Raw genomic sequence first — 23173 nt, 5'->3', positions numbered from 1 at the left:
GGCGCGCGCGCGGGGCGGGGGGGGCGGCCCGCGGGCGGGCGGCAATGCGCGGGGGCAATCCCCACGTACACCTCCGGGCGGCCCGCACCCCCGGCCGGGGGCCCCCCGGCGCGCGGCGGCGGCGCCGCGGCCGAAGAGCAGGCCGTGTTCTGGCGCGCGGTGCTGATCGCCGTCGTCGCCGGCGTCATCCTTGCCGCGCTCGCACCGGTCGTGTCGCTGCTCGGCCAGAAGTTCATGGGTGCCGAGGCGCGGGTCAGCGAAGCGATGGACACTTATGTCCGTATCCGCCTGCTGGCCGCGCCGTTCTCGCTCGTCAACTATGCCATCCTCGGCTATGTGCTCGGGCGCGGCGAGGGCAATCTCGGCCTGTTCCTGCAGATCGTGCTCAACAGCATCAACATCGCGCTGTGCATCGTGCTCGGGCTCGAGCTCAACTGGGGCGTGGCTGGCGTTGCCTGGGCAACGCTGATCGGCGAGTTCTGCGCCATGCTGCTGGGGTTGGCGATCGTTTTGCGGCGCTTTGCGCGCAGCGAACGTCTGCCCTTGAGCCGCATCCTCGACTGGACGGCTTACAAATACATGATGTCGCTCAATCGCGACATCATGATCCGTTCCTTCTCGTTGCTGGCTGCCTTCGCGCTGTTCACCCGTCAGGGCGCGCAGTTCGGCACGGTTACGCTTGCCGCCAATGCCGTCCTGATGAACTTCTTCCTGATCGCTGGCTACTTCCTCGACGGTTTCGCCACGGCGGCCGAACAACTTGCCGGCCGCGCCATCGGCGCCCGTGCTGAAAGCTCGTTCCGGCGCGCGGTGCGCCTCACGCTGTGGTGGGGCTACGGGCTGGCCGGCACGGCGACCCTGGTGCTGCTGTTCGGGGGCGCGGCGCTCGTTGGTGTGGTCACGACTTCGGATGCAGTGCGCACGGTAGCCGGCACCTATCTGCCCTGGGCGGCCTTCACGGCGCTGAGCGGCGTGCTGGCGTTCCAGATGGATGGTGTCTTCATCGGCGCCACCTGGTCGCGCGACATGCGCAACATGATGCTGCTGTCGTTCTTCGTCTTCCTGGCCGCCTTGCTAACGCTGGCACCGGTCTTCGGCAACCATGGCCTCTGGGCGGCGCTGCACGTGTTCCTGCTGGTGCGCGGCGTCAGCCTCTATGCGATCATGCAGCGGCGGACACGCGAGGCTTTCTAGCAACTGTCGCCGCAACGGCGGCCGGCGTCAGGGGAAATAGGGGCGCAGATTGCCGCGGACCCGGTCCAGCACCGTTGCACCGGAGAGGTCGGGAACAAAAACTTTCCCCGTTATAACTTCGTAGGCCTGCCTGTAGACCTCCGAAGTCTGCTGGATGAGTTCTGCGGGGATGTCCGGGATCGGGTCCTTGTAGGGATCGCAGCGATCAGCCACCCAGGCGCGAATGAAATCCTTGTCGAAGCTGCGCGGCCGCTCGCCGGTTTCGAAACTCTTCTCGTAGCTCTCGGCAATCCAGTAGCGGCTGCTGTCGGGGGTGTGGATTTCGTCGGCAAGAACGATCCTGCCGTCCTTGTCGGTGCCGAATTCGTATTTGGTGTCGACCAGGATCAGGCCGCGCTCCGCGGCGCGGGCCTGGCCCCGCGCGAACAGCGCCAGGGCGTAGTCCGCGACGGTATTCCATTGTGCTTCCGTCAGGAGGCCTCGCTCGAGGATTTCCTCGCGGGACAGCGGCTCGTCGTGGCCACCGTCGAAAGCCTTGCTGGTCGGCGTGATGATTGTTTCCGGAAGCTTCTCGTTGTCGCGAAGCCCGTCCGGCAGACGAACACCGTACATCTCCCGTTCGCCATTCCGGTATTTCGTCAGGATCGACGTGCTTGTGGTTCCGGCAAGATAGCCGCGCACGACGATCTCGACAGGCAGGATATCGAGCCGCGTTCCGATGACGACATTGGGGTCGGGATAATCGAGCACATGGTTCGGGCAGATATCGGCCGTTTCCTCGAACCAGTAACGTGCCGTCTGGGTCAGCACCTGGCCTTTGAACGGGATCGAAGCCAGGACGATATCGAAAGCGCTCAGGCGGTCGGTGGCAATGATGATGCGACGGCCGTCCGGCAGATCGTAATTCTCGCGCACCTTGCCCTTGTAGTAGTTGGGAAGCTCCGGGATGAATGCGTCCGAGAGTATGCGTGAAACGCTCATCGTGAGCTCCTAGATCGGCTTGGCCAGCCAGTCGGCCAGCCTTGTGTCGCGCAGGTCGCGGATCGATTTCAGGCCGTCTTTTTCCACGGCCCGCAGCATGCCGGTGACGATGCGTCCGGGCAGCGACGGGCCGGCATAGACCATGCCGGTGTAGATCTGGACGAGATCGGCGCCGGCGCGGATCTTTTCCAGCGCGGTTTCCGCCGAATCGACGCCGCCGACGCCGATGATGGCGCGGTCCGGCCCGAGCAGCTTGCGCATCCTGGCCAGCACCGTCGTCGAGCGCTCGAACAGTGGTTTGCCGGATAGCCCACCGGTCTCAGTGGCGTGGGCGGTACTCTTCAGCGTCGGACGCGCTATCGTCGTGTTGGAGACGATGACGCCGTCCACCGCCTTTTCGACGACTTCTGCCGCGATGTCTTCGAGTTCCGCCTCGACCAGGTCAGGGGCGATCTTCAGGAACACCGGCGGCTGCCTTGTTGCCTTGGCTCGTGCCGCCATGACGCGCGACAGCAATTCGCCCAATTGTTCGCGCGCCTGCATGTTGCGCAGCCCGGGCGTGTTGGGCGAGGAGATGTTGACGGTGAGGTAGGAAGCCAGCCCGGCAAACCGCACGACGCCCTTCTCATAATCGCCGCTGCGATCGGCGCTGTCCTTGTTGGCGCCGATGTTGACGCCGACGATACCACCGCGGCCCTTGCGCCCCAGCAGTCGCTTTTCGGCTGCGTCGTGGCCTTCATTGTTGAAGCCCAGCCGGTTGATCACCGCCTCGTCGCGGGTCAGGCGGAAGATGCGCGGCTTCGGGTTGCCGGCTTGCGGCAGCGGCGTCACCGTTCCGACTTCGGCGAAACCGAAGCCGAGGCCGAGCAGCGCGTCCGGCACTTCGGCATCCTTGTCATAGCCTGCGGCCATGCCGAGCGGGTTCGGGAAATCGAGGCCGCACAGGCTGACCTTGAGGCGGCTGTCGCGCAGGGGGCGCGATGCCACCGGCACGCCGCAGCGAAGCGCGGTGATCGACAATCCGTGTGCGGTCTCGGGGTCGAAGCTGAACAGGACCTGCTGGCCGATGCGGTCGATCAGGCTCATTCGGCCTCCAGCGGCGGGAAGACATGATTGCCGTCGGCGTCGAGCGGCAGCGGCTTCACCCAGGCGACCACATCGAGCGTGAATTCGGCATAGAGATGCGGGAACAGGTCGCCGCCGCGCGAAACCTCGTATTTAAGCTCTGGTCCGAGCTTCGTTTCGTCGACCGCTACCAGCACCAGATCGTCCAGGCCGGCGAAATAGCGGGCCGCCGTTTCCTTGACCTGGGATGCCGTCGAGAAATGGATGTACCCGTCGGCAAGGTCGATCGGCGCCCCGGTGAAACGGCCGGCGGCTTCGGCTTCCTGCCACAGCGACGACGGTGCGATCTTGTAGATAAATCGTGACATGGCTGCGCTATAGTCCGATTGTGGCGACTGGGAAAGGGTGCCCCTTCGCGCTCTCCCCATTTCTGGCCGGAAAAGATCGCACGCACTCTTTTCCCCATTTCTGGCGCAAAGCGCGGCCACATTGTGCAAAACGGCTGAAGGAGAACACCATGCGTTTCGAAAGGCTGATCGTTCCAGCCGCGTTGGCCGGGTTGCTGGCGGCTCCCGCATTTGCCGAGGATGCCAATCGCTACAAACTGGAGAAGACCAACGACGGTTACGTGCGCATGGATACCCAGACCGGCGCGATGTCGATCTGCAGCGAACGCGACGGCCAGCTGGTGTGCCGTGTCGCCGCCGACGAACGTACCGCATTCCAGGACGAAGTGGATCGGCTGCAAGGCACGATCAAAGCGCTGGACGAGCGCGTCACCAAGCTGGAGAATTCGCTGACGGCGCGGCTGGAATCCAAGCTGCCGACCGAAGAGGAATTCAACAAGACGATGGGTTACATGGAGCGTTTCCTGCGCGGCTTCATGGGCATCGTCAAGGATATGGAAAAGGACAACGATCCGGCCAAGCCGGGACTGCAGAAGACCTGATTTGGCCGGAAAACGCTTGGACGGCCGTCCCTCGCCGGGGAGCAGCATTCCCCCTCCAGCACGCTATTCCAGCAGGCAGGCCTGTTGGAAAACGACCGTCTCGGTCTTTGCCGCTTGAAAACGCCAGCCGTGACCGCATAATCCGATCCGCTTGATCCTGCGGGAGGAGGACCGGAGCATGATTCCGAAAAGTCGGACTTTTCGGACGTAGAAGGCGGTATCTGCCGCCGTCATGCGACGAAGCAAAAAGAAGAGCGGAATGGAGTTCAATCCATTCTGTTCTAGGATCGGGGAGGACCATTTGCCGGCAGGCTACAGCTTCGTCATCGCTGACGATCATCCCTTGTTTCGCGGTGCGCTGAAGGCCGCACTCGTCGGCGTCGGCGACGTCGGCGCCATTCATGAGGCCGGCGACTTCGAAAGCGTCAAGGCGCTGGTTACCGCCAATGAGGATATCGATCTCCTGCTGCTCGACCTGTCGATGCCGGGCGCCAGCGGTCTGTCCGGGCTGGTCGCCCTGCGCGGCATTCACCCATCGCTGCCGATGGTGGTCGTCTCGGCTCATGATGACCCGGTCACCATTCGGCGGGCACTTGAACTCGGCGCTTCCGGTTTCATCTCGAAATCGGCCAGCATGGAAGAGATCCGCGACGCGGTGAAGGCGGTGCTTGCCGGCGACATCGCCGCTCCTGCCGGCATCGATCTCGGTGTCGAACGCGATCCGGAGATCTCCGACCTCATCAAGCGCCTGCAGACATTGACCCCGCAGCAGACGCGGGTGCTCGGCATGCTGGGCGCAGGCCTGCTCAACAAGCAGATCGCCTATGAGCTCGGCGTCTCCGAAGCGACGATCAAGGCGCATGTCTCGGCGATTCTGCAGAAGCTCGACGTCGACAGCCGCACCCAGGCGGTGATCCAGCTGTCGAAGATCGGCACCGATCCGCTGCAGGGCGGCGGCTGAGTCATCTGCTCTATTCGGCGGCCGGCGCCAGCGGCTTCACGCGGGCCATCATCGTGCGCAGCGCAGCCGGCTTCACCGGCTTGTTGATCACCGGAACGTCGAGTTCGGCTGCGGCGGTGCGCACTTCGCCCGAACGGTCCGCCGTCACCAGCACCGCTGCTATCGCATCACGGTAATGCCGGCGCAGCCGGACAATCACATCAAGTCCGGTTTCCCCGTCGAGATGATAGTCGGCAAGGATGAGATCCGGCTGCGGCGCACTATCCGATCTCGCCTGGAAGTCGGCCGAACCGGAGAAGGTCGTCACCGTACAGCCCCAGCCTTCGATCAGCAGTCGCATGCCTTCCAGGATGCGGGCGTCATTGTCGATGCAGGCGACCGTGAGGCCGGCCAGGGTCGAGCCGGCGCGGGCGATCGCGCGTGGCTTCGCCTCCGGCACCGTTTCGGCGGCCTCCGCCACCGGCAGTACGATCGAGAAGCGGGTGCCTTTGCCCTGGTTCGAGAACAGCCTGATCTCCAGCCTCAGCACCCGCGCGATGCGGTCGACGATGGAAAGGCCGAGGCCAAGTCCTTGTGCTTCGCGCGCGCCTTCGTCCAGCCGGGTGAATTCGCGGAACACCATGTTCAGCTTGTCGCCGGCAATGCCGATGCCGGTGTCGATCACCTGCACTTCGGCCAGCTCACCACGCCGCCGCACGCCGACGAGGATCTGGCCCTTGCGGGTGTATTTGATGGCGTTGGAAACCAGGTTCTGGATCAGGCGGCGCAAGAGGTTGCGGTCGGTGGTCACCGACAGCGACGACGGCACGATGGTCAGCTTCAGCTGCTTTTCGGCGGCCAGCGGCTTGAAGTCGGTGCCGATCTGGCGAAGCAGGCCGTCGAGCCGGAACGTCGTCTCTTCCGGCTTCATCGCGCCGGCGTCGAGACGCGAGATGTCGAGCACGGCACCGAGGATGGTTTCCACTGATTCCAGTGAGGATTCGATGTTCATCGCCGCCTGGCCGGCGCTGCCTTTGCCGGCCTTTTCAATCAGCGATGCGCAATAGAGTCGTGCGGCGTTGAGCGGCTGCAGGATGTCGTGGCCGGCAGCCGCCAGGAAGCGCGTCTTGCCGAGATTGGCTTCCTCCGCCAGCATCTGCGCCTGCGCCAGTTCTTCGTTGACGCGGGTGAGTTCGGCGGTGCGGCTCTTGACCCGTTGTTCCAGCGATTCATTGGCGCGCTTCAGCGCAAGGTCGGATTCCACGCGCGCCGAGATGTCGGCATAGGTGGCGACAAGCCCGCCGTCCGGCATCGGATTCGAGCGCAATTCCAGGATGCGGCCGCTTGTCTTCAGCTCCATCGGCCAGGGACCACCGAAACTGGCCAGCCGGTCGAGCGCCGTCAGCCGCGTCACCTGCGAGATGTCGCCGCGATCGGCGAGATGGCGCAGGATCTGGTCCAGCGACACCCCGACCTGACCCATGTCGTCGGGCAGGTCGAACAAGGCGCGGTATTGCCGGTTCCAGCAGATCAGGCGGAGGTCGCGGTCGAACACCGTGATGCCTTGCTCCATCTGGTCGAGCGCGATCTGCAGGAGGTCGCGATTGTGCTGCAAGGCTTCCGTCGCATCATCGAGCAGGCGAAAGGCATCCTTGGATTCGCGGTCGTTGCGGCGGAACAGCAGCGACAGGATCAGCCTTGCCGAGGACGAGCCGACGGCGCTGGCCAGCAATTGTTCGGAAAAGCGGATCACCTCCATGCTGGCCTGTTCGTTGCCATGCAGGGAGACGTTGTTGTCGCGCTCGAAACTCTGGAACGAGCGTTCAGTGCGTTCGACGCCGAGATAGCGGCCGATCGTGTCCTTGAGGTCGTTCACCGTCGTGGCGGTGCGGAAACGGCGCAGGCTGGGCATCGGATTGGCATCGCGCGGCACGAAGATCGCCGCCTGGATGCGTTCCAGTGGAAGGGACACGCGCGACAGCGATCCCAGCACGAAAAACAGCGTGTTGATCGACAGGCTCCACATCACGCCGTGATTGAGGGGCTCGGCGATCGTGCCGAACAGGGCCTGAGGCTTCAGCGCCTCGATGCCCAGCAGGCCCTGGCTCACGATGAGATTGTCGGGGGCAGCCAGCGAGGGAAACAGCAGTGTGTAGGCCCATACGGCAATGCCGGCCACCATGCCGAGTGCTGCACCCCGTCCATTGGCGCGGCGCCAGATCAGGCCGCCGATCAGGGCCGGTGCGAACTGCGCGATCGCGGCAAACGACATCAGACCGATGGAAGAGAGGCGGGCGCTGTCGGTCGAGGCGCGGTAGTAGAGGAACGCGATGAACAGTACGATAAAGATCGAGCCGCGCCGCACATTGAGGATGAGCGTCGACCAGTCCTCATTTTCCGACGCGCTGTTCTTCAACACACGGCGTACGAACAGCGGGATGACGAGGTCGTTGGAGATCATGATGGCGAGCGCCACGCTTTCCACGATCACCATGGCGGTGGCCGCTGAAAGTCCGCCGATGAAGGCGGCCATCGCCAGCCCGTCATGGCCGCCGAGCAGCGGCAGCGACAGGACGTAGAGATCGCTCGACGTGCGGTCGCCGACGATAATGAGGCCGGCGAGCGCGATCGGCAGCACGAACAGGTTGATGGCGATCAGATAGAGCGGGAACACCCAGGTGGCGGTGCGCAGTTCGCGCTCGCTGCGGTTCTCCACGATCATCACGTAGAACTGGCGCGGCAGCATCACGATGGCGAAGGCACTGAGGCCCGTCAGCACCAGCCAGGTGGCGAGCGAGGTGCTGTAGCTCATCGCCTGCTGCACCTGGCTGTTGGCACTGAGCTGCGCGAACATGTCGCCAGGGCCGCCGAAGGCCAGAAAGGTGACGAGCAGGCCGATGGCCAGGAAAGCCGCCAGTTTCACTACCGATTCAACGGCCACCGCCAGCACCAGGCCGTCCTGATGTTCGGTGGCGTCTGCATGCCGGGTGCCGAACAGCACCGCGAAAACCGCAAGCAGCATCGCCACGATCAGCGAGATATCGGACACGAAGGGGTCGAAGGACGGCGGCGAACCGGAATAATGCTCGACCATCAGGCTGACCGAACCGGAAATCGCCTTCAGTTGCAACGCGATATAGGGCACCGCGCCAACCGTCGCGATCAGCGTCGCGATCGCCGCTACCGTGAAGCTCTTGCCGTAGCGGGCGCCGAGGAAGTCCGCCACCGAGGTGATCTTCTCAGCCTTTGCCAGCCGCACGATGCGCGACAGCAGCGGGAAGCCGAACATGAACAGCAGCACCGGGCCGATATAGATGCCGAGGAACTCCCAGCCGCGAGCCGACGACAGCCCGACCGAACCGAAGAAGGTCCAGGAGGTGCAGTAGATGGCAAGGCTGAGCGCATAGATCAGCGGTCGCGGTCGGCCGGGACCGCTGACCGTAGCGCGCCGGTCGCCGATGCTGGCGATCGCGAACAGCAGCGTCACATAGGCAAGCGCTATGATGACGATGAACCAGCCCTGCACGCCGGACGTTCCTCCCTGACCAATTGTCACTTCGAGGCAATCACAGCTTCATGGAACTGTCCATTGCGACCTTGGATGCGAGCCGCAGCCGACGTATCGCAACACTACGTTTCGTTTTTGCTCGTGCTGTGATGTGTTTTTGTTATTGTTCAGCGAATCGGCATTGAGGCCGGTTGCCGAGGGTCGTGGCGCGGCACCACGAAAAGGAGGACAAAGTGCTGAAAGAATTTCAGGAGTTCATCTCCAGAGGCAATGTCATGGATCTGGCGGTCGGTGTCATCATCGGCGCCGCATTCGGAAAGATCGTGGACTCGCTAGTCAACGACATCATCATGCCGATCGTCGGCGCGATCTTCGGAGGCCTGGATTTCAACAATTATTTCTTCGGTCTGTCGTCGTCGGTGACAGCCACGACATTGGCCGAAGCCAAGAAACAAGGCGCCGTCTTCGCTTATGGCTCCTTCGTCACCGTGGTGATCAATTTCCTGATCCTCGCCTGGATCATTTTCCTGATGGTCAAGGCGGTCAACAATGTCCGTCGCCGCCTGGAGCGCGAGAAGCCTGCCGAAGCGCCGGCTCCGCCGCCCGCCGATGTCGCGCTGCTCACCGAGATCCGAGACCTGCTCGCCAGGAAGTAACTCTTCAGTCCTCTTCTGGACCAAGAACCCGGTCGCTTGCGGCCGGGTTTTGCTGTTTTCGGGTCGGGAGAAACGCGATAGCACTCCAGGCTCAAGGATGGAATTTCGCATGGCTTTGCTCGAGACTCTGCGCGCGGAAGCGCGTGCCGCGCCTGAGAGCGGCATTGTCGCCGTGATGAACCACGGCCGCGGCCGTGACGGCATGATCCCGCTATGGGCAGGCGAGGGCGACCTGCCGACACCGGCATTCATCGCCGATGCCGCCAGCCGCGCGCTGGCCGGCGGCGAGACCTTCTACACTTGGCAGAAGGGTATACCGGAAGTGCGGCAGGCATTGGCCCGTTACTATGAACGGCACTTCAACAAGACCTTCGCGCCCGAGGAGTTCATCCTCACCGGTTCCGGCATGCACGCCATCCAGCTCGCTCTCGATGCCGTCGCCGGCAAGGGCGACGAAGTCATCTATCTGTCGCCAGCCTGGCCAAATTTTGCTGCGGCCGCCGGCATCAGCGGTGCCGTGCCGGTGCCGGTGGTGCTCGACCTCACCGGCATTGCTGGTTCGTGGGGCTGGTCCTGCGATGTCGAGAAGATCGCGGCTTCCATCACGCCGCGCACCCGGGCGATCTTCGTCAACACGCCGTCGAATCCCACCGGCTGGACCGCCGATCGCGAGACCTTGCAGGCGATTCTGGAGCTGGCGCGCGCCAGGGGCCTCTGGATCATCGCCGACGAGATCTACGCGCTGTTCCACTATGATGGCGGACGGGCGCCGTCCTTCATCGACATCATGCGCGACGACGACCGCATCCTGTTCGTCAACAGCTTTTCGAAGAACTGGTCGATGACCGGCTGGCGCGTCGGCTGGATCAAGACGCATCCTTCGCTGCAGCAGGTGTTTGAAAACCTCATCCAGTATTCGACCTCGGGTGTGGCGCAATTCATGCAGCGCGGTGCGGTGGCGGCCCTCGATGAGGGCGATGCCTTCGTTGCTCGGCAGGTCGCGCATGCGCGCCAGGCGCGTGACCTTGTCTGCGGCATCCTCGGGCAGACCGGCAAGGTGCGTTTCGCCGTCCCGCCCGGCGCCTTCTACCTGTTCTTTTCCATCGACGGCGTGAACGATTCCCGCGCAGCGGCGTTCGATATCGTCGACCATGCCAATGTCGGCCTGGCGCCCGGAACGGCTTTCGGTGCGGGAGGCGAGAAGTTCCTCAGATTGTGCTTCCTGCGCCGCCTGGACCAGCTCGAAGAAGCCGCGATCCGTATCGCCGACTGGACGCGGCGCTTGTAATTTCGCGCAAGATTGTTACGAGCAATATTATTACGTGCCTCTGAGAAGGCGATAGTTCTGCCGCTCCACGAGGCGGCTTGAGGAAAGTACGTCAGATGACTGCCGAGACCACTGCAAAGCCGCGCATTGAACTGATCCCGCATGCCTCGCCGACCTCGCCGGAGGCGCGTGCCGCGCTGATGGCAAATCCGGGCTTCGGCAAGGTATTCTCCGACCACATGGTTACGATCACCTGGACTGTGGAGCGCGGCTGGCACAATGCGCAGGTTCGCGCCCGCGCGCCCTTCTCGATCGATCCGGCGGCAGCCGTGCTGCACTACGCCCAGGAAATCTTCGAAGGCATGAAGGCGTACCGGACCCAGGACGGACTGGCGCTCTTCCGGCCTGAGGAGAATGCGCGCCGCCTCAACCTCTCGGCCGAACGCATGGCGATGCCGGCGATCCCGGAAGATCTGTTCATCGAGGCGGTCGAGACCCTGGTACGCACCGATGCCGACTGGGTGCCCGAAGGCGACGGCAGCCTCTATCTGCGCCCCTTCATGTTCGCCAGCGAGGCTTTCCTCGGCGTGCGTCCCGCCACCGAATACATCTTCTGCGTCATCGCTTCGCCGGTCGGCGCCTATTTCAAGGGCGGCTACAAGGCGGTGAGCGTCTGGGTTTCGGACGACTACACCCGAGCGGCCCCGGGCGGCACCGGTGCCGCCAAGTGCGGCGGCAACTATGCCGGCAGCCTGATCGCCCAGGCCGAGGCGGCCCGCAACGGCTGCGACCAAGTTGTGTTCCTCGACGCGGCCGAGCGCCGCTGGATCGAAGAACTCGGCGGCATGAACGTCTTCTTCGTCATGGACGACAAGCGCATCATCACCCCGCCGCTCGGCACCATCCTGCCCGGCATCACGCGTGCGTCGATCATGAAACTCGCGGCGGAAGCCGGCTATACGGTCGAAGAGCGGCTCTACGGCTTCGACGAGTGGCAGGCCGATGCCAAGAGCGGCAAGCTGCGTGAGGCTTTTGCCTGCGGCACCGCCGCCGTCATCGCCGGCATCGGCACAGTGAAATTCCGCGAAGGCTCGTTCTCGATCGGCAACAGCGGCGACGGCGAAGTCACCTCGCAGCTGCGCGCCAAACTGGTCGGCGTGCAGCGCGGTACCGTCAAGGACGATCACGGCTGGATGCGCAGCATCTGACACGCTGGATTGAATCGAAGGGGCGGCTCAGACCTCGGCGTTTGGGCAGGTGACCTGGATTGCCGGCCTTTCTCGAACACGCGCCCTGGAGCGTTTCCGATTTTCGCGGAAACGTTCCAGTTCTCTGTTTTCTTGCACTTCCGGACGCACAGCCGCAGCTGCTCTCTTCTGGAATTGCTCTGAATTTTAAATGCTTTGGAGTTTGATATGTCGTTCGTCCCAAGACTCGTCGTGGCTTTAATCGTCGCCGTCATCGTCGGTTTCGGGTTGATGTATTACGACAAGAAAATCGGTGCGGAATGGGTGGTCTCGCCCGAGCAGATCGCAGCCGGCAATGGTTCCGTCGAGACCAAACCCGGTACAGTCGCGGTGCGCGCCATCCGCAGCGAGACCGCCGACCTGCTGCCCTACAAATGGGCCATCAGCGGTCTGGTCGCGGGTGGGCTGGCCTTCTTCATGCTGCGCCGCAGAAGCGCCTGACGCCGAGCATTACCCTCGCCACCGAGCAGGACGAAACCGCTCGCCCCCTGGCGAAAGCTTCGGCTGGTCTCGATCGAAGTGAAGGAACTGCGCGTCCATCCAAACGCGCAGCTTGATGGTTCTCATGTCCATTTCTGGTTGATGAAACTTGAAAAGCTAAAGCGATATGGTCTGGCCCACGCCCAGGCGCTTAGCCTCGCAATAGGCGAGATCCGCTGCCATCATATCTTCCATGGCGACGCCCATCGCCTTGTATATCGTGATCTGCTGATCTGAGGTTCGGCCGGGTCTCTGGCCTAGCAGCATCGCACCGAGATCCGTACCTGCTTGGGGATCGATGCCGGCAAGTTCGCAGCAACCCACCGGTGTCGGCAGGAAAGAATCGCGTGTCTCGACGAAGAGATCGCCACGAGCGATCAAATCGATCGGAAGCTCCCCGCCGGGTGGTGCGACGCCAACCGACGACACATGCGTTCCGGGCTGAATCCACCCTGCCGATATCACGGGGGTATAGGAGTGCGTTGCGAGGCATACAACGTCGGAGGAGCGTACCGCGGCTTCGAGGTCTTCCACGGCCACGACGCCCGCATGCCGTGAAGCCAGCGCCTTTGCATCGGCAAAATCCTTGGAGAAGAGCCGGATTTCCTGAAAGTCGCGAACGAGTGGCAACAGGCGAAGGTGCTGGCCGGCTTGCACGCCGGCGCCCACCAGCGTTGCGATCTTGGCATCACGCCGGGCAAGTTCCCGAACCGAGAGCACTGCCGATCCAGACGTCCGCACAGCGGTGATGTAGGTGCCATCCATGATGCAAACGGGCGCGCCTGTCTCGGGGTCGAAGAGATGTATCGTTGCGAGATGGCTTGGAATTCCCTTGCCGATATTGCCTTCGAACACGTTGACCAGTTTCACGGTCAAATATTTGCCCTTCATCCAGGCCGGCATCGCCAGAGCATAGCCTGCATCGGGAATATCCAGTTGCGGTCGCGCTGGATTGACGACACGGCCGTCGGAAAGCGCTCTGAATCCGTCAGCCAGTGCATCCAGCAACTTGCGAAGGTCGATACATTCCTTGATTTCTGCTTCGCTCAGCGAGAGGACCTTGATTTCTCCCTTGTCGAGATTGCTCGAGGCAGTTTGCATGCTGTTCATGATGGCTTGCCTTCTTCCGGTTGATAGTGATTTTCCAACCGTATTGCGACAATCAGGTGTGATGAAATATATTGATTTCGATGTTTTTGCGTGATTATCACGCATCGAAATCCATGAAAGTGCGACTTCAACATGAGTGAATTGGATCGTATCGATCGGATGCTGCTTGCCTTGTTGCAAGAGGATGGTCGCCGGACCGTCATTGAACTCGCGCAACGCGTCGGGCTGTCGCCCACCGGCGCATCACAGCGGATCAAGCGTCTTTTCGGCGAAGGCTTTATCCGTGCTGTCCGCGCGGTGCTTGACCCCTTGAAGATCGGACGCGGGACGCTCGTTTTTATCGAAGTGCGGCTCGATCACACTGCACCGCACGTCTTCGACCGCTTCGCGGAGGCTGTTGCAAAAGCGCCCGAAATCATCGAGTGCCACATGGTGATTGGCGGTTTCGACTATCTGGTCAAGGCGCGGATCGCGGACATGGCGACGTTTCAGGAGTTTCTGCAGCGGGTCATCCTGCCTCTTCCAGGCGTTAGGGAAACGCACTCCTATGCGTCCATCGGGGATGTGAAACCTGACGCGTTGCTGCCGCTGTGACGCCCGGGACAGTCTAAGGGGCCAGCCGCACGGTGATTGTTGCACCGGGGGCCAGCAACTGCCTTTCAATGGCCTTTGCCTGTTCGGTATCGAGACCGCTGATTGTGAGCGTGCCACCAAGGATAGGTTCGCGGACCACGGGCTCCAGGACTACCTTTCCGCCGATCAGGACCTGGGTCTGTTTTCCGATTGCGGCACGGGTGAAGTCACCGAAAGCCTTGGCGCTGGTGGATGTCAGCACGACATTTACCGCCGGCTGGGCATTGAGCGGATCCAGGACGCTTTGAGCGTTCAAGACTTCGAGCGAGAGCGGAGCAATGGCGGCGGGGGAACTGCTGTCGGTTCCGGATTGACCGCTTCCGATGGCTTCGGCAGCGTTTTGCTGTTCATCGGGCGCGGTGGATTTCGCGCCAGGTTCGCTGCTGAGCTTTTCCAGGTCGGAAGGCAGTGTCGTGGTTTGCGCCAGTGGACTGACGCTTTGGGCCGAAACGCTTTTGGCATTCCAGGCCGGCGGTTTGGGCAGCACCGGCAACTGGTCGTCGCGCCAGATATGAGTGACATTGGTGAACTTGATGCCGCCGGTCTCCACCGTCAGGCTGTCCAACGCTTCCACGGTCGAACCGTCCTGCAGCGACACGATCAGGGTTAAGTTGCGGGACTTCTGCGCGCCCCGGGCCCGCGCCATCTGCTCGCTGGTCAGTTGCTTCGCGCGGTCGCCGAAAGCTGCAAGCCCCTTGTCGATCGTCGTTTTCATGGCCGCCTGCATGGCAGCGCTGTCGAAGCTTTGTCTCACGCTGAAGGTGGCGGTTTGCCGGGCAGCATCGGTCGACTCGAATGTCCATATCGACGTCATCGGAACGATACCCTCGCCGACAGCTGTTTCGTCTTTTACGGACCAGGTGCTGCCGACCTCGCTGGTGGCTTCCTCAGATGCCTGTGCCAGGCAGAGCACATTGATCTCGGGGATAAGGGCCTCGACGACCCTGAGCGGATTGTCCTTGACCGCCTGAACCATCTGGCTGGCGACACTGTCGGCCGGGACCGTTGCACCGCCCGGGCCGGGTGCGGCGATGAGGCTTTCCATATGGGCGACGATCTGGTCGGCTCCGACCAATGCCGTCGGATAACCTGTCAGATCGGTCTCCAGCTCCAGCAGTTGCACACCATAGGCGGCGAGCGAATTCGCATATTGGGGGTTCATCGCGTAGGTGTCCGCAGTGCTCTGCGCTGCCGGCGGCAGCACAGGCGACAGCGCCCACTGCACCCGCATGCTTTTGTCGCTGCGCGAAACGACAGCGGTCTGCTGGCGGAAATCCCCGCGCATCACCATCGAGTCAGCTTCCGGCTTGTCGGACCAAAACGACATGTCGGTCTCGGTCGTCTTCTCGATGCGATAGGTTGCGATTTTGCCGATTTCCGGCAGGTAGCCGGGAATGGTGACGCTTTCCGCGGCATGTGCCACACCAGCGAAGCCGGGATAGCAACTCAGCGTAAGAACAAGCCAAACCAACGACCGAAGCCAGGGTCTATGATCGATGGTGTGAATTGGCATGCCGTGTGTCCGGTCAAAAGCTTCAGCCTAGACCTGACACGCCGCCATAGCGCTGTCCATCGTGCGGCGGCAGTACACACTGTTTCCGATGAGGCTTAGGCAGCAGCCCTGAAGCGCCCGTCAGCCGCCAGACTTCGGCACCAGAAGCGGGATGATACGTTCGCTTTCGGTGACGGCCGGGCGGCCGGTGGAGCCGTAGGGAATGCCAAGCGCGTCCCATGTCTCGACCAATGCGTCACGCAGGCCATCGATCAGCGCATCGTCATGGAACGGCGTTGGTGTGATGCGCAACCGCTCGGTGCCGCGCGGCACGGTCGGATAGTTGATCGGCTGGATGTAGATGCCGTGTACGCCAAGCAGGCGGTCGCTCGCCATCTTGCAAAGCTCGGGCTCGCCGACCAGCACCGGCACGATATGTGTGGCCGAATCCATCACCGGCAGGCCTGCATCGGCCAGGACCTGCTTGGTTCGCCCAGCCTGACGCTTCTGCGCATCGCGCTCGACCTGCGAGGATTTGAGGTGGCGGATCGAGGTTGTCGTCGCGGCTGCGATGGCCGGCGGCAGCGCCGTGGTGAAGATGAAACCCGGCGCATAGGAGCGCACGGCATCGATGACGGCACGCGGGCCGGTGATATAGCCGCCCAGCGTGCCGAACGCCTTGGCGAGTGTGCCTTCGATGATGTCGATGCGGTCAACCAGGCCTTCCTGCTCGGTGATGCCGCCGCCATGTGGGCCATACATACCAACGGCATGGACCTCATCGATATAGGTCATGGCGTTGTACTTGTCGGCGAGGTTGGCGATCGCCTCGATCGGCGCGATGTCGCCATCCATCGAATAGACGCTCTCGAACACGATCAGCTTGGCGCGCTCGCGCCCGGCGCTCTGCAGCAAGCTTTCCAGATGCGCTACGTCATTGTGGCGGAAGATCTTCTTTTCGGCGCCCGAACGGCGGATGCCCTCGATCATCGAGGCATGATTGAGTTCATCGGACAGGATGAGGCAGTTCGGCAGCAGGCGCGCGATGGTCGAGATGCCGGCTTCGTTCGAAACGAAGCCGGAGGTGAAGACCAGACCGGCCTCCTTGCCATGCAGGTCGGCGAGTTCAAGCTCGAGTTCGACTAGCGGATGATTGGTGCCGGAAATGTTGCGTGTTCCGCCTGCACCCGTACCCATGCCGCCGGCAGCTGCCTGCATTGCGGCGATGACGTCGGGATGCTGGCCCATGCCGAGATAGTCGTTGGAGCACCAGACGGTGATTTCCTGGGCGCGACCATTGGAGCGCCAGATCGCACGCGGAAACTTGCCCGCAATGCGCTCCAGGTCGGCGAATACCCTGTAGCGGCGCTCCGCATGGAGCTGGTCGATCGCTTCCTCGAAGAACCGCTGATAGTTCATCTGTGCTTCCCAATTTGCGCGCGGATAATAGTCACAGGCCCCTCCGGCGTCCATGGACCAGCTTTGGTCAAAATGCCACGCCCAATTCATGAATGTCCATTGAACCAAAGCTAACGAACACGGTCTGTGACCTATTCCCTTGATATGGATCAAAGGCAGCGCTGCAAAATGACAAAAGCAGTCACATTGCTTCTTAAGGCTTTCCGGCTAGCGTCTGCAACAATGCTGCGACTGAGACAGTTTGCAGTTTTTTGAGGGGAGTGGCCGGATGGCCGTGTTGGTGACGGGTGGCGCCGGCTATATCGGCAGTCACATGGTTTGGGAACTGCTCGATGCCGGCGAAGAGGAGGTCGTCGTTCTGGACCGGCTGTCGACTGGTTTCGACTGGGCCGTGGCGCCGGAAGCCAGGCTGGTTGTCGGCGATGTCGGAGACAAGGATCTTGTCGCCAGAATCATTCGCGAGCATGGCATCGATGCCATCATCCATTTCGCCGGTTCCATCATCGTCCCGGATTCGGTGGCCGATCCGCTGGCCTATTACGAGAACAACACCTCCAAGACCCGCTCGCTGATCGAGGCGGCGGTCCGTGGCGGGGTTCCGAACTTCATCTTCTCCTCGACCGCCGCGGTCTATGGCGGCAGCCGGCTGGAACCGGTGACCGAGGATGCTACCACCATGCCGGAATCGCCCTACGGCATGTCCAAGCTGATGAGCGAATGGATGCTGCGCGATGCCGCCGCCGCCCACGGCCTGCGCTATTCGGCATTGCGCTATTTCAACGTCGCAGGCGCGGATTCCAAGGGCCGCACCGGACAGGCTTCGCCGCGCGCCACGCATCTAATCAAGGTGGCCAGCGAGGTTGTGCTTGGCAAGCGGCCTTCGCTCGAGGTCTTCGGCACCGACTATCCAACCCCGGATGGAACCTGCCTTCGCGATTACGTCCATGTCAGCGATCTCGTCACAGCGCACCGGCTGGCTCTGCAGCGGCTGCGTGCCGGCGCCAGCAACCTTGTTGCCAACTGCGGTTACGGCCACGGCTATTCGGTGCTTGAGGTGATCGAGGCGGTGCGCCGCGTCAGTGGTCGCGATTTCCCCGTCACCATGGGACCGCGCCGCCCCGGCGACGCGGCATCCGTCATCGCCAATGCCGATCTGGCCCGTGGCGAACTGGGCTGGGCGCCGCGCCGCGACGATCTCGACCTGATCGTGCGCGATGCCCTCGAATGGGAGCGGATTCTGGCCACCAAGAACTCTGCCCGCGGCTGAATCCTTGAAGATTCGGCACGCCTGGCCCACCGCCTAGAGGCTCGAAATGGCGGGCGATTGCCGCTATGAGGACGGCATCGCCGTTGAGCTGACGGCGAGATCGGGGAGCAGACGTTGAAGATCGTGGTTCTTGGCGCCGGCGTTGTCGGCACGGCGGCAGCGTATTACTTGGCCAGGGATGGCCACGAAGTCACCGTCGTGGAGCGCCACGAGACGGCGGCGCGGGGCACGAGCTATTCCAACGCCGGCCTGGTCTCCCCGGGGGATGCAACCGCCTGGGCCTCTCCCGCCGCGCTCAAGACCTTCCTGCGGGCCCTCTACAACCATGATCTCGGCATCAAGGTACGGTTGCGCTTCGATCCTTATTTCCTTGCCTGGAGCCTTCGGTTCCTCAGGCAATGCACGCAGGAGCGACTGCGCGCCAACAGTGAGGTCAAGCTGCGGCTGGCACTCTATTCGCGCGACTGCATCAATGCGCTGCAGCAGTATACGGGCCTGTCCTATGACGAGCGCCGCCGCGGCATCCTCTATTTCTTCCGCACGCAGAAGAGTCTCGAGCACGGCACCTCCAATTACGAGTTCCTAGCCAAACACGGCCTCCCGATCGAGATCGTCGATCGGGATCGGCTGGTCGAACTTGAGCCGGGACTTGCAGGCGCAAAGGACAAGATCGCCGGCGGCGTCTATTCGCCGATCGACCAGACCGGAGATTCCCGCCAATTCGTCGAAAACCTGGCCGCTTTCTCTGCCGAGCGGCTGGGCGTGAAGTTCCTTTTCGGCACGAAGGTCGAAGGACTCGATATCGAGGGCGATACCGTCCGCAACGTGGTGACGTCCGGCGGCCCGGTTTCAGGCGATGCGGTGGTGATCTCGATGGGCCCGGAAAGTGGTTTGCTCGGCCGTCGTTACGGCATCGACCTGCCGGTCTATCCGGTCAAAGGCTACACCGCGACGGTGCCGCTGGAAGACGAAAGCAAGGGGCCGACGATGGGAGGGGCCGACGAGGACCAACTGATCGCCTATTCGCGGCTCGGCAACCGGTTGCGCATTGCCTCGACGGCGGAATTCACCGGCTTCGACCGCACTTATCGCCCACGCGATTTTACCGCCATGTTCCGGACGGCCAAGGACTTGTTCCCCGGTGCCTTCGACGAGAGCAAGGCCGAGCTGTGGTCGGGCCTGAGGCCGATGATGCCGAATTCGGTGCCGGTCATCGGCCGCGCCAAATACAAGAACCTCTATCTGGACACCGGACACGGTCATGTCGGCTGGACGATGGCTTGCGGCTCCGGCGCCTTCCTGGCCGATCTCGTTGCCGGCCGCAAGCCGGAGATCGACCCGCAGGGCCTGGTCTACAAGGGGTAGGCCGGCAGAGAAGCATTACCCGGCTAAAGCGGTTGAGAACCTTCCGGTTGTGATGCGGCCGCCTCGACTTCCCGGTCTTGCCGGGAAATGATCGCCGCTTCGGCAATGCCGGCAAAATCGTTCGTCGGGATTGCCTTGTAGCGGTGAGGTTGTGATGCGGCGTTTGAAGATCATTCTTGTGTCGCTGGTGGTGTTGCTCGCCGCCGGGCTCGGCTTTTTCTTCTTCGTGCTGCCGGCGCGCGTCGAGCGGGCGATGAACGGCGTGATGAACCCGCCGCCCTATACCGCGTCGGACCGAGCCAAGGCTCTGCACGAAAGCCTTACGATCGCCGATCTGCACGCCGATCCGCTGCTGTGGGGTCGGGACCTTCTGGCGCGCGGCACGCGCGGCCAGGTCGACATACCGCGACTGAGCGAGGGCAACGTCGCCTTGCAGGTCTTTGCTGTGGTGAGCAAATCGCCGCGCGGCCAGAACATCGAGCGCACCGACGGCGACACCGACAACATCACGCTGCTTGCGATCGGCCAGCGCTGGCCGCTCTCGGCGATCTTCAGCCTCAAGCAACGTGCGCTCTACCAGGCCGCTAGGCTGAACGACATGGCGGCGCGTTCCGACGGTCACTTCGTCGTCGTCCGGTCGAAACGCGACCTCCGCCGCTTCCTGGAGCGCCGCAAGGTCGAGCCCGGCCTCGTTGCCGGCGTGCTCGCCATCGAGGGCGCCCATGTGCTGGAAGGCGATCCCGCCAATGTCGACGTCCTCTTCGATGCCGGCTTTCGCATGATGTCGCCGTCACACTTCTTCGACAGCGAGATGGGCGGCTCCGCGCATGGCGTCGAAAAGGGCGGGCTGACCGACAAGGGCAGAGAGATGGTCCGCCGCATGGAGGAAAAGGGCATGATCCTCGACCTTGCCCACGCCTCGGCGGCCGTCATCGACGACGCGCTTGCCGTCTCGAAGCGTCCCGTGGTGATCTCGCACACCGGGGTTAAGGGCACCTGCGACAACAACCGCAATCTGTCCGACGATCAACTGCGGTCGCTGGCTGCCAAGGGCGGGCTGGTCGGCATCGGCTACTGGGAAACCGCCATCTGCGGCAAGGATGCGACCGCGGTCGCCAGGGCGATCCGCCACACCGCCGGCGTGGCCGGCATCGACCATGTCGCGCTCGGTTCGGATTTCGATGGCGCTGTCACCACACCGTTCGACACGACCGGCCTTGTCCAGGTCACCGACGCATTGCTGGCCTCTGGCCTCGGCGATGCAGACACCGGCAAGGCGATGGGTGGCAACGCTATCCGTTTCCTGCTTGAAAACCTACCGGATTAAGGTTCTGGCGCGTTCCGTTTCATCCACGCCGTTCCGGAACGCCGGCGAAAGCACGCTCTTCAGGTCCAGCTTCGTTCCGTTCCTTGTTGTGCCGATTATTTCCCGCACATGGCGGGTTGCGTCGAAACGGTTTTGAGGCGAGTCATTGGTCCCGTCGTGAATCATCACACCAGGGCGGGGGTATCTCTGGAGAATGGTCATGCAACCAATCCGCAATGTGCTGATATCCGTCAGCCTTGTCGCAGCGCTTGCCTTCGCGCCGCTTGCGCCCGCCATTGCCGCTTCGCCGGCGCCGGCCAAGGGCGAAAACGGCATGGTCGTCACCGCGCAGCGCCTGGCCACCGAGGCTGGCATCGAGGTGTTGAAGAAGGGCGGCAATGCAGTCGATGCGGCAGTCGCCGTCGGCTACGCGCTCGCCGTCACCTATCCCATCGCCGGCAATATCGGCGGCGGTGGTTTCATGACCATCCGCTTCAAGGACGGCAAGACCACTTTCCTCGACTTCCGCGAGCGCGCGCCGCTTGCCGCGACGAAGACCATGTATCTCGACAAGGACGGCAACCCGATCAAGGGCGCCAGCCTGGATGGCTACCTGGCTGTCGGCGTTCCGGGTTCCGTTGCCGGCCTGGAGATGGCGCGCGAGAAATACGGAACCCTGCCGCGCCCCGACCTGATGGCCGCAGCGATCCGGCTCGCCGGCGACGGCTTCACGCTGGAGCAGGGCGATGCTGCAGCGCTCGCCTCCGATGCCGAGCGGCTGGCCAAGGACCCGGCTGCCGCCGCCATCTTCCTGAAACCGGACGGCAAGCCCTACGGCATCGGCGAAAAGCTGGTCCAGCCGAACCTTGCCGCTACGCTCTCTACGATCTCCGATAAAGGTGCCGACGCCTTCTACAAGGGCGGCATCGCCGATGCCATCGTCGCGGCCTCGAGCGCCAAGGGTGGCATCCTCGCCAAGGCGGATTTCGAGCAGTACAAGGTTCGCGAACTCGCTCCCATCACCTGCAACTATCGCGGCTACGAGATCGTCTCGTCGCCGCCGCCGAGCTCCGGCGGCGTGATCATCTGCGAAATCCTCAACGTGCTCGAAGGTTATCCGATCGGTTTCCTCGGCGCCGGTTCGGCCGACACCGTGCACCTGATGGCCGAGGCGATGCGTTATGCCTATGTCGACCGCAACTCGGCGCTCGGCGACCCGGATTTCGTTCAGAACCCGGTCTCCAAGCTGATCGACAAGGGTTATGCGGCTGAAATCCGCGCCAAGATCGATCCGTTCCGCGCCGGTGTGTCCAAAGACCTGATGCCGCAGGGCTTCGGCGAGAGCAAGGAAACCACGCACTATTCGATCATCGACAAGGACGGCAACGCGGTCGCCGTCACCTATACGCTGAACGGCGCTTTCGGTGCCGGCGTGGTGGCGGATGGTACCGGTATCCTGCTCAACAACGAGATGGACGACTTCACCCAGAAGCCGGGCGTGCCCAACCTCTATGGCCTGGTGCAGGGTGAAGCGAACGCCATCGCGCCGAAGAAGACGCCGCTGTCCTCGATGAGCCCGACCGTTATTTCCAAGGACGGCAAGCCGTTCATGGTGATCGGCAGCCCCGGCGGCTCGCGCATCATCACCATCACGCTTCAGGCGATCATGAATGTGATCGATCACGGCATGAACATCCAGGAAGCGATCGACGCGCCGCGCATCCATCATCAGTGGCTACCCGACACGCTCTATGTCGAGGACAACGGCCTGTCGCCCGACACGCTGAAGCTGCTGGCGGGAATGGGCTATAGCCTCAGCATTGCGGCGGAGGGCAAGACCTGGGGGCAGGCGGCCGGCATCCTGGTCGGCGGCCGCAGCCTGGGCGAGATCCAGAAAGGCGGCGGCGCACGCTACAATGGCGCCATCGACAGCCGCGCCGTTGCAGGCGAGGCGCAAGGGTACTGAGGGCTGCAGCAGTCCCCTTCTCCCCCTGTGGGAGAAGGTGGCCCGGAGGGCCGGATGAGGGGTGTTGGACGGAGTGCAACTTTCCCGATTTCAGATGAACCCGTGTTATAAAATATAATTCGTCTAGCTCTCGTTTCTTCCAACACCCCTCATCCGTCTCGGCGCTGCGCGCCGATCCACCTTCTCCCACAAGGGGAGAAGGGGTTGGCGGCACCCGCGCCACAAACAGAAAGGGCGCAGGGGAGGCGATTGCCTGCCCCTGCGCCCCCCGCCCCGCCCCCCGGGGGGGTTTTAGCTGGGGGGTTGGGGCGGGGGGGCAACAAGCCGG

The 23173-nt window shown here is 62.9% G+C and carries 19 protein-coding genes; 12 read left to right on the top strand and 7 right to left on the bottom strand.

The genetic code is table 11. From position 1 onward, the window contains the following. On the top strand, nt 1-1194 hold a 1194-nt coding region (locus tag L4923_RS28060), incomplete at its 5' end, for an MATE family efflux transporter (RefSeq protein ID WP_425531026.1). Nucleotides 1195-1221: 27 nt separating this feature from the next. Here the strand turns inward: L4923_RS28060 and L4923_RS28055 are convergent. The 3 genes from L4923_RS28055 to L4923_RS28045 are packed head-to-tail and all read right to left on the bottom strand — an operon-like array spanning nt 1222 to nt 3608. Further along, nucleotides 1222-2175: a phosphoribosylaminoimidazolesuccinocarboxamide synthase gene (locus L4923_RS28055; RefSeq protein WP_239370399.1), complete on the bottom strand. Its 954-nt coding sequence runs from the start codon at nt 2173-2175 to the stop codon at nt 1222-1224. 9 nt (nt 2176-2184) lie between these two features. Next, a complete protein-coding gene (locus L4923_RS28050) occupies nt 2185-3261 on the bottom strand; it encodes a quinone-dependent dihydroorotate dehydrogenase (protein WP_239370398.1) in 1077 nt (358 codons plus the stop codon). Then, complete coding sequence (locus L4923_RS28045) at nt 3258-3608, bottom strand: DUF952 domain-containing protein (RefSeq protein WP_239370397.1); 351 nt, start codon at nt 3606-3608, stop codon at nt 3258-3260. Before L4923_RS28045 ends, L4923_RS28050 begins: the two co-directional genes overlap by 4 nt. Before the next feature lie 149 nt (nt 3609-3757). Between L4923_RS28045 and L4923_RS28040 the strand changes: the two genes are divergently transcribed. Both L4923_RS28040 and L4923_RS28035 read left to right on the top strand, forming a co-directional pair. Then, nucleotides 3758-4189, top strand: a complete 432-nt coding sequence (locus L4923_RS28040; RefSeq protein ID WP_239370396.1) for a hypothetical protein — start codon at nt 3758-3760, stop codon at nt 4187-4189. Nucleotides 4190-4490: 301 nt separating this feature from the next. Then, nucleotides 4491-5150, top strand: coding sequence for a response regulator transcription factor (locus tag L4923_RS28035; protein WP_239370395.1), 660 nt, complete (start codon nt 4491-4493; stop codon nt 5148-5150). Nucleotides 5151-5160: 10 nt separating this feature from the next. Here L4923_RS28035 and L4923_RS28030 read toward each other — a convergent pair whose 3' ends face one another. Next, the gene (locus tag L4923_RS28030) at nt 5161-8655 is read right to left on the bottom strand and encodes a hybrid sensor histidine kinase/response regulator (protein ID WP_239370394.1); all 3495 of its coding nucleotides are present in this window, start codon (nt 8653-8655) and stop codon (nt 5161-5163) included. 215 nt (nt 8656-8870) lie between these two features. Between L4923_RS28030 and mscL the strand changes: the two genes are divergently transcribed. From mscL to L4923_RS28010, 4 genes are all read left to right on the top strand, one after another. After that, nucleotides 8871-9293, top strand: a complete 423-nt coding sequence (gene mscL, locus L4923_RS28025) for a large conductance mechanosensitive channel protein MscL (RefSeq protein ID WP_239370393.1) — start codon at nt 8871-8873, stop codon at nt 9291-9293. A 109-nt stretch (nt 9294-9402) separates the two neighbouring features. Further along, nucleotides 9403-10581, top strand: coding sequence for a pyridoxal phosphate-dependent aminotransferase (locus L4923_RS28020; protein ID WP_239370392.1), 1179 nt, complete (start codon nt 9403-9405; stop codon nt 10579-10581). Nucleotides 10582-10676: 95 nt separating this feature from the next. Continuing rightward, nucleotides 10677-11768 carry a branched-chain amino acid aminotransferase gene (locus L4923_RS28015; protein WP_239370391.1) on the top strand — a complete coding sequence of 364 codons (1092 nt, stop codon included), beginning with the start codon at nt 10677-10679 and terminating at the stop codon, nt 11766-11768. Between the two features lie 207 nt (nt 11769-11975). Continuing rightward, entirely contained in the window at nt 11976-12248 is a 273-nt protein-coding gene (locus tag L4923_RS28010) for a hypothetical protein (protein ID WP_239370390.1), read from the top strand. A 156-nt stretch (nt 12249-12404) separates the two neighbouring features. Here the strand turns inward: L4923_RS28010 and L4923_RS28005 are convergent, their stop codons facing one another. Continuing rightward, complete coding sequence (locus L4923_RS28005; protein ID WP_239370389.1) at nt 12405-13397, bottom strand: ornithine cyclodeaminase family protein; 993 nt, start codon at nt 13395-13397, stop codon at nt 12405-12407. Between the two features lie 132 nt (nt 13398-13529). Here L4923_RS28005 and L4923_RS28000 point away from each other — a divergent pair, with 132 nt between their 5' ends. Further along, nucleotides 13530-13991: an Lrp/AsnC family transcriptional regulator gene (locus L4923_RS28000; protein WP_239370388.1), complete on the top strand. Its 462-nt coding sequence runs from the start codon at nt 13530-13532 to the stop codon at nt 13989-13991. A 13-nt stretch (nt 13992-14004) separates the two neighbouring features. Here the strand turns inward: L4923_RS28000 and L4923_RS27995 are convergent, their stop codons facing one another. Together L4923_RS27995 and hemA are read right to left on the bottom strand one after the other, a co-directional pair. Beyond that, nucleotides 14005-15543 (bottom strand): SecDF P1 head subdomain-containing protein, encoded by a 1539-nt coding sequence (locus L4923_RS27995; protein ID WP_239370387.1) that lies wholly within the window; start codon nt 15541-15543, stop codon nt 14005-14007. A gap of 120 nt (nt 15544-15663) precedes the next feature. Next, nucleotides 15664-16941 (bottom strand): 5-aminolevulinate synthase, encoded by a 1278-nt coding sequence (gene hemA / locus L4923_RS27990; RefSeq protein WP_239370386.1) that lies wholly within the window; start codon nt 16939-16941, stop codon nt 15664-15666. A gap of 268 nt (nt 16942-17209) precedes the next feature. On the opposite strand from hemA, the gene galE reads away from it, so the two are divergent. The 4 genes from galE (at nt 17210) to ggt (ending at nt 22845) form a co-directional block, all read left to right on the top strand. Continuing rightward, nucleotides 17210-18208: a UDP-glucose 4-epimerase GalE gene (gene galE, locus L4923_RS27985; protein WP_239370385.1), complete on the top strand. Its 999-nt coding sequence runs from the start codon at nt 17210-17212 to the stop codon at nt 18206-18208. A gap of 114 nt (nt 18209-18322) precedes the next feature. After that, complete coding sequence (locus L4923_RS27980; protein ID WP_239370384.1) at nt 18323-19573, top strand: D-amino acid dehydrogenase; 1251 nt, start codon at nt 18323-18325, stop codon at nt 19571-19573. A gap of 154 nt (nt 19574-19727) precedes the next feature. Further along, a complete protein-coding gene (locus L4923_RS27975; protein WP_239370383.1) occupies nt 19728-20900 on the top strand; it encodes a dipeptidase in 1173 nt (390 codons plus the stop codon). A gap of 199 nt (nt 20901-21099) precedes the next feature. Beyond that, nucleotides 21100-22845: a gamma-glutamyltransferase gene (ggt, locus tag L4923_RS27970; protein WP_239370382.1), complete on the top strand. Its 1746-nt coding sequence runs from the start codon at nt 21100-21102 to the stop codon at nt 22843-22845. Nucleotides 22846-23173: the final 328 nt, after the last annotated feature.

The sequence above is a fragment of the Terribium retamae genome, assembly GCF_022347545.1.
GTDB lineage: Bacteria > Pseudomonadota > Alphaproteobacteria > Rhizobiales > Rhizobiaceae > Mesorhizobium > Mesorhizobium retamae.
The sequence above is the reverse complement of the archived record's forward strand: the minus strand, read 5'-3'. Positions and strand labels throughout refer to the sequence as shown.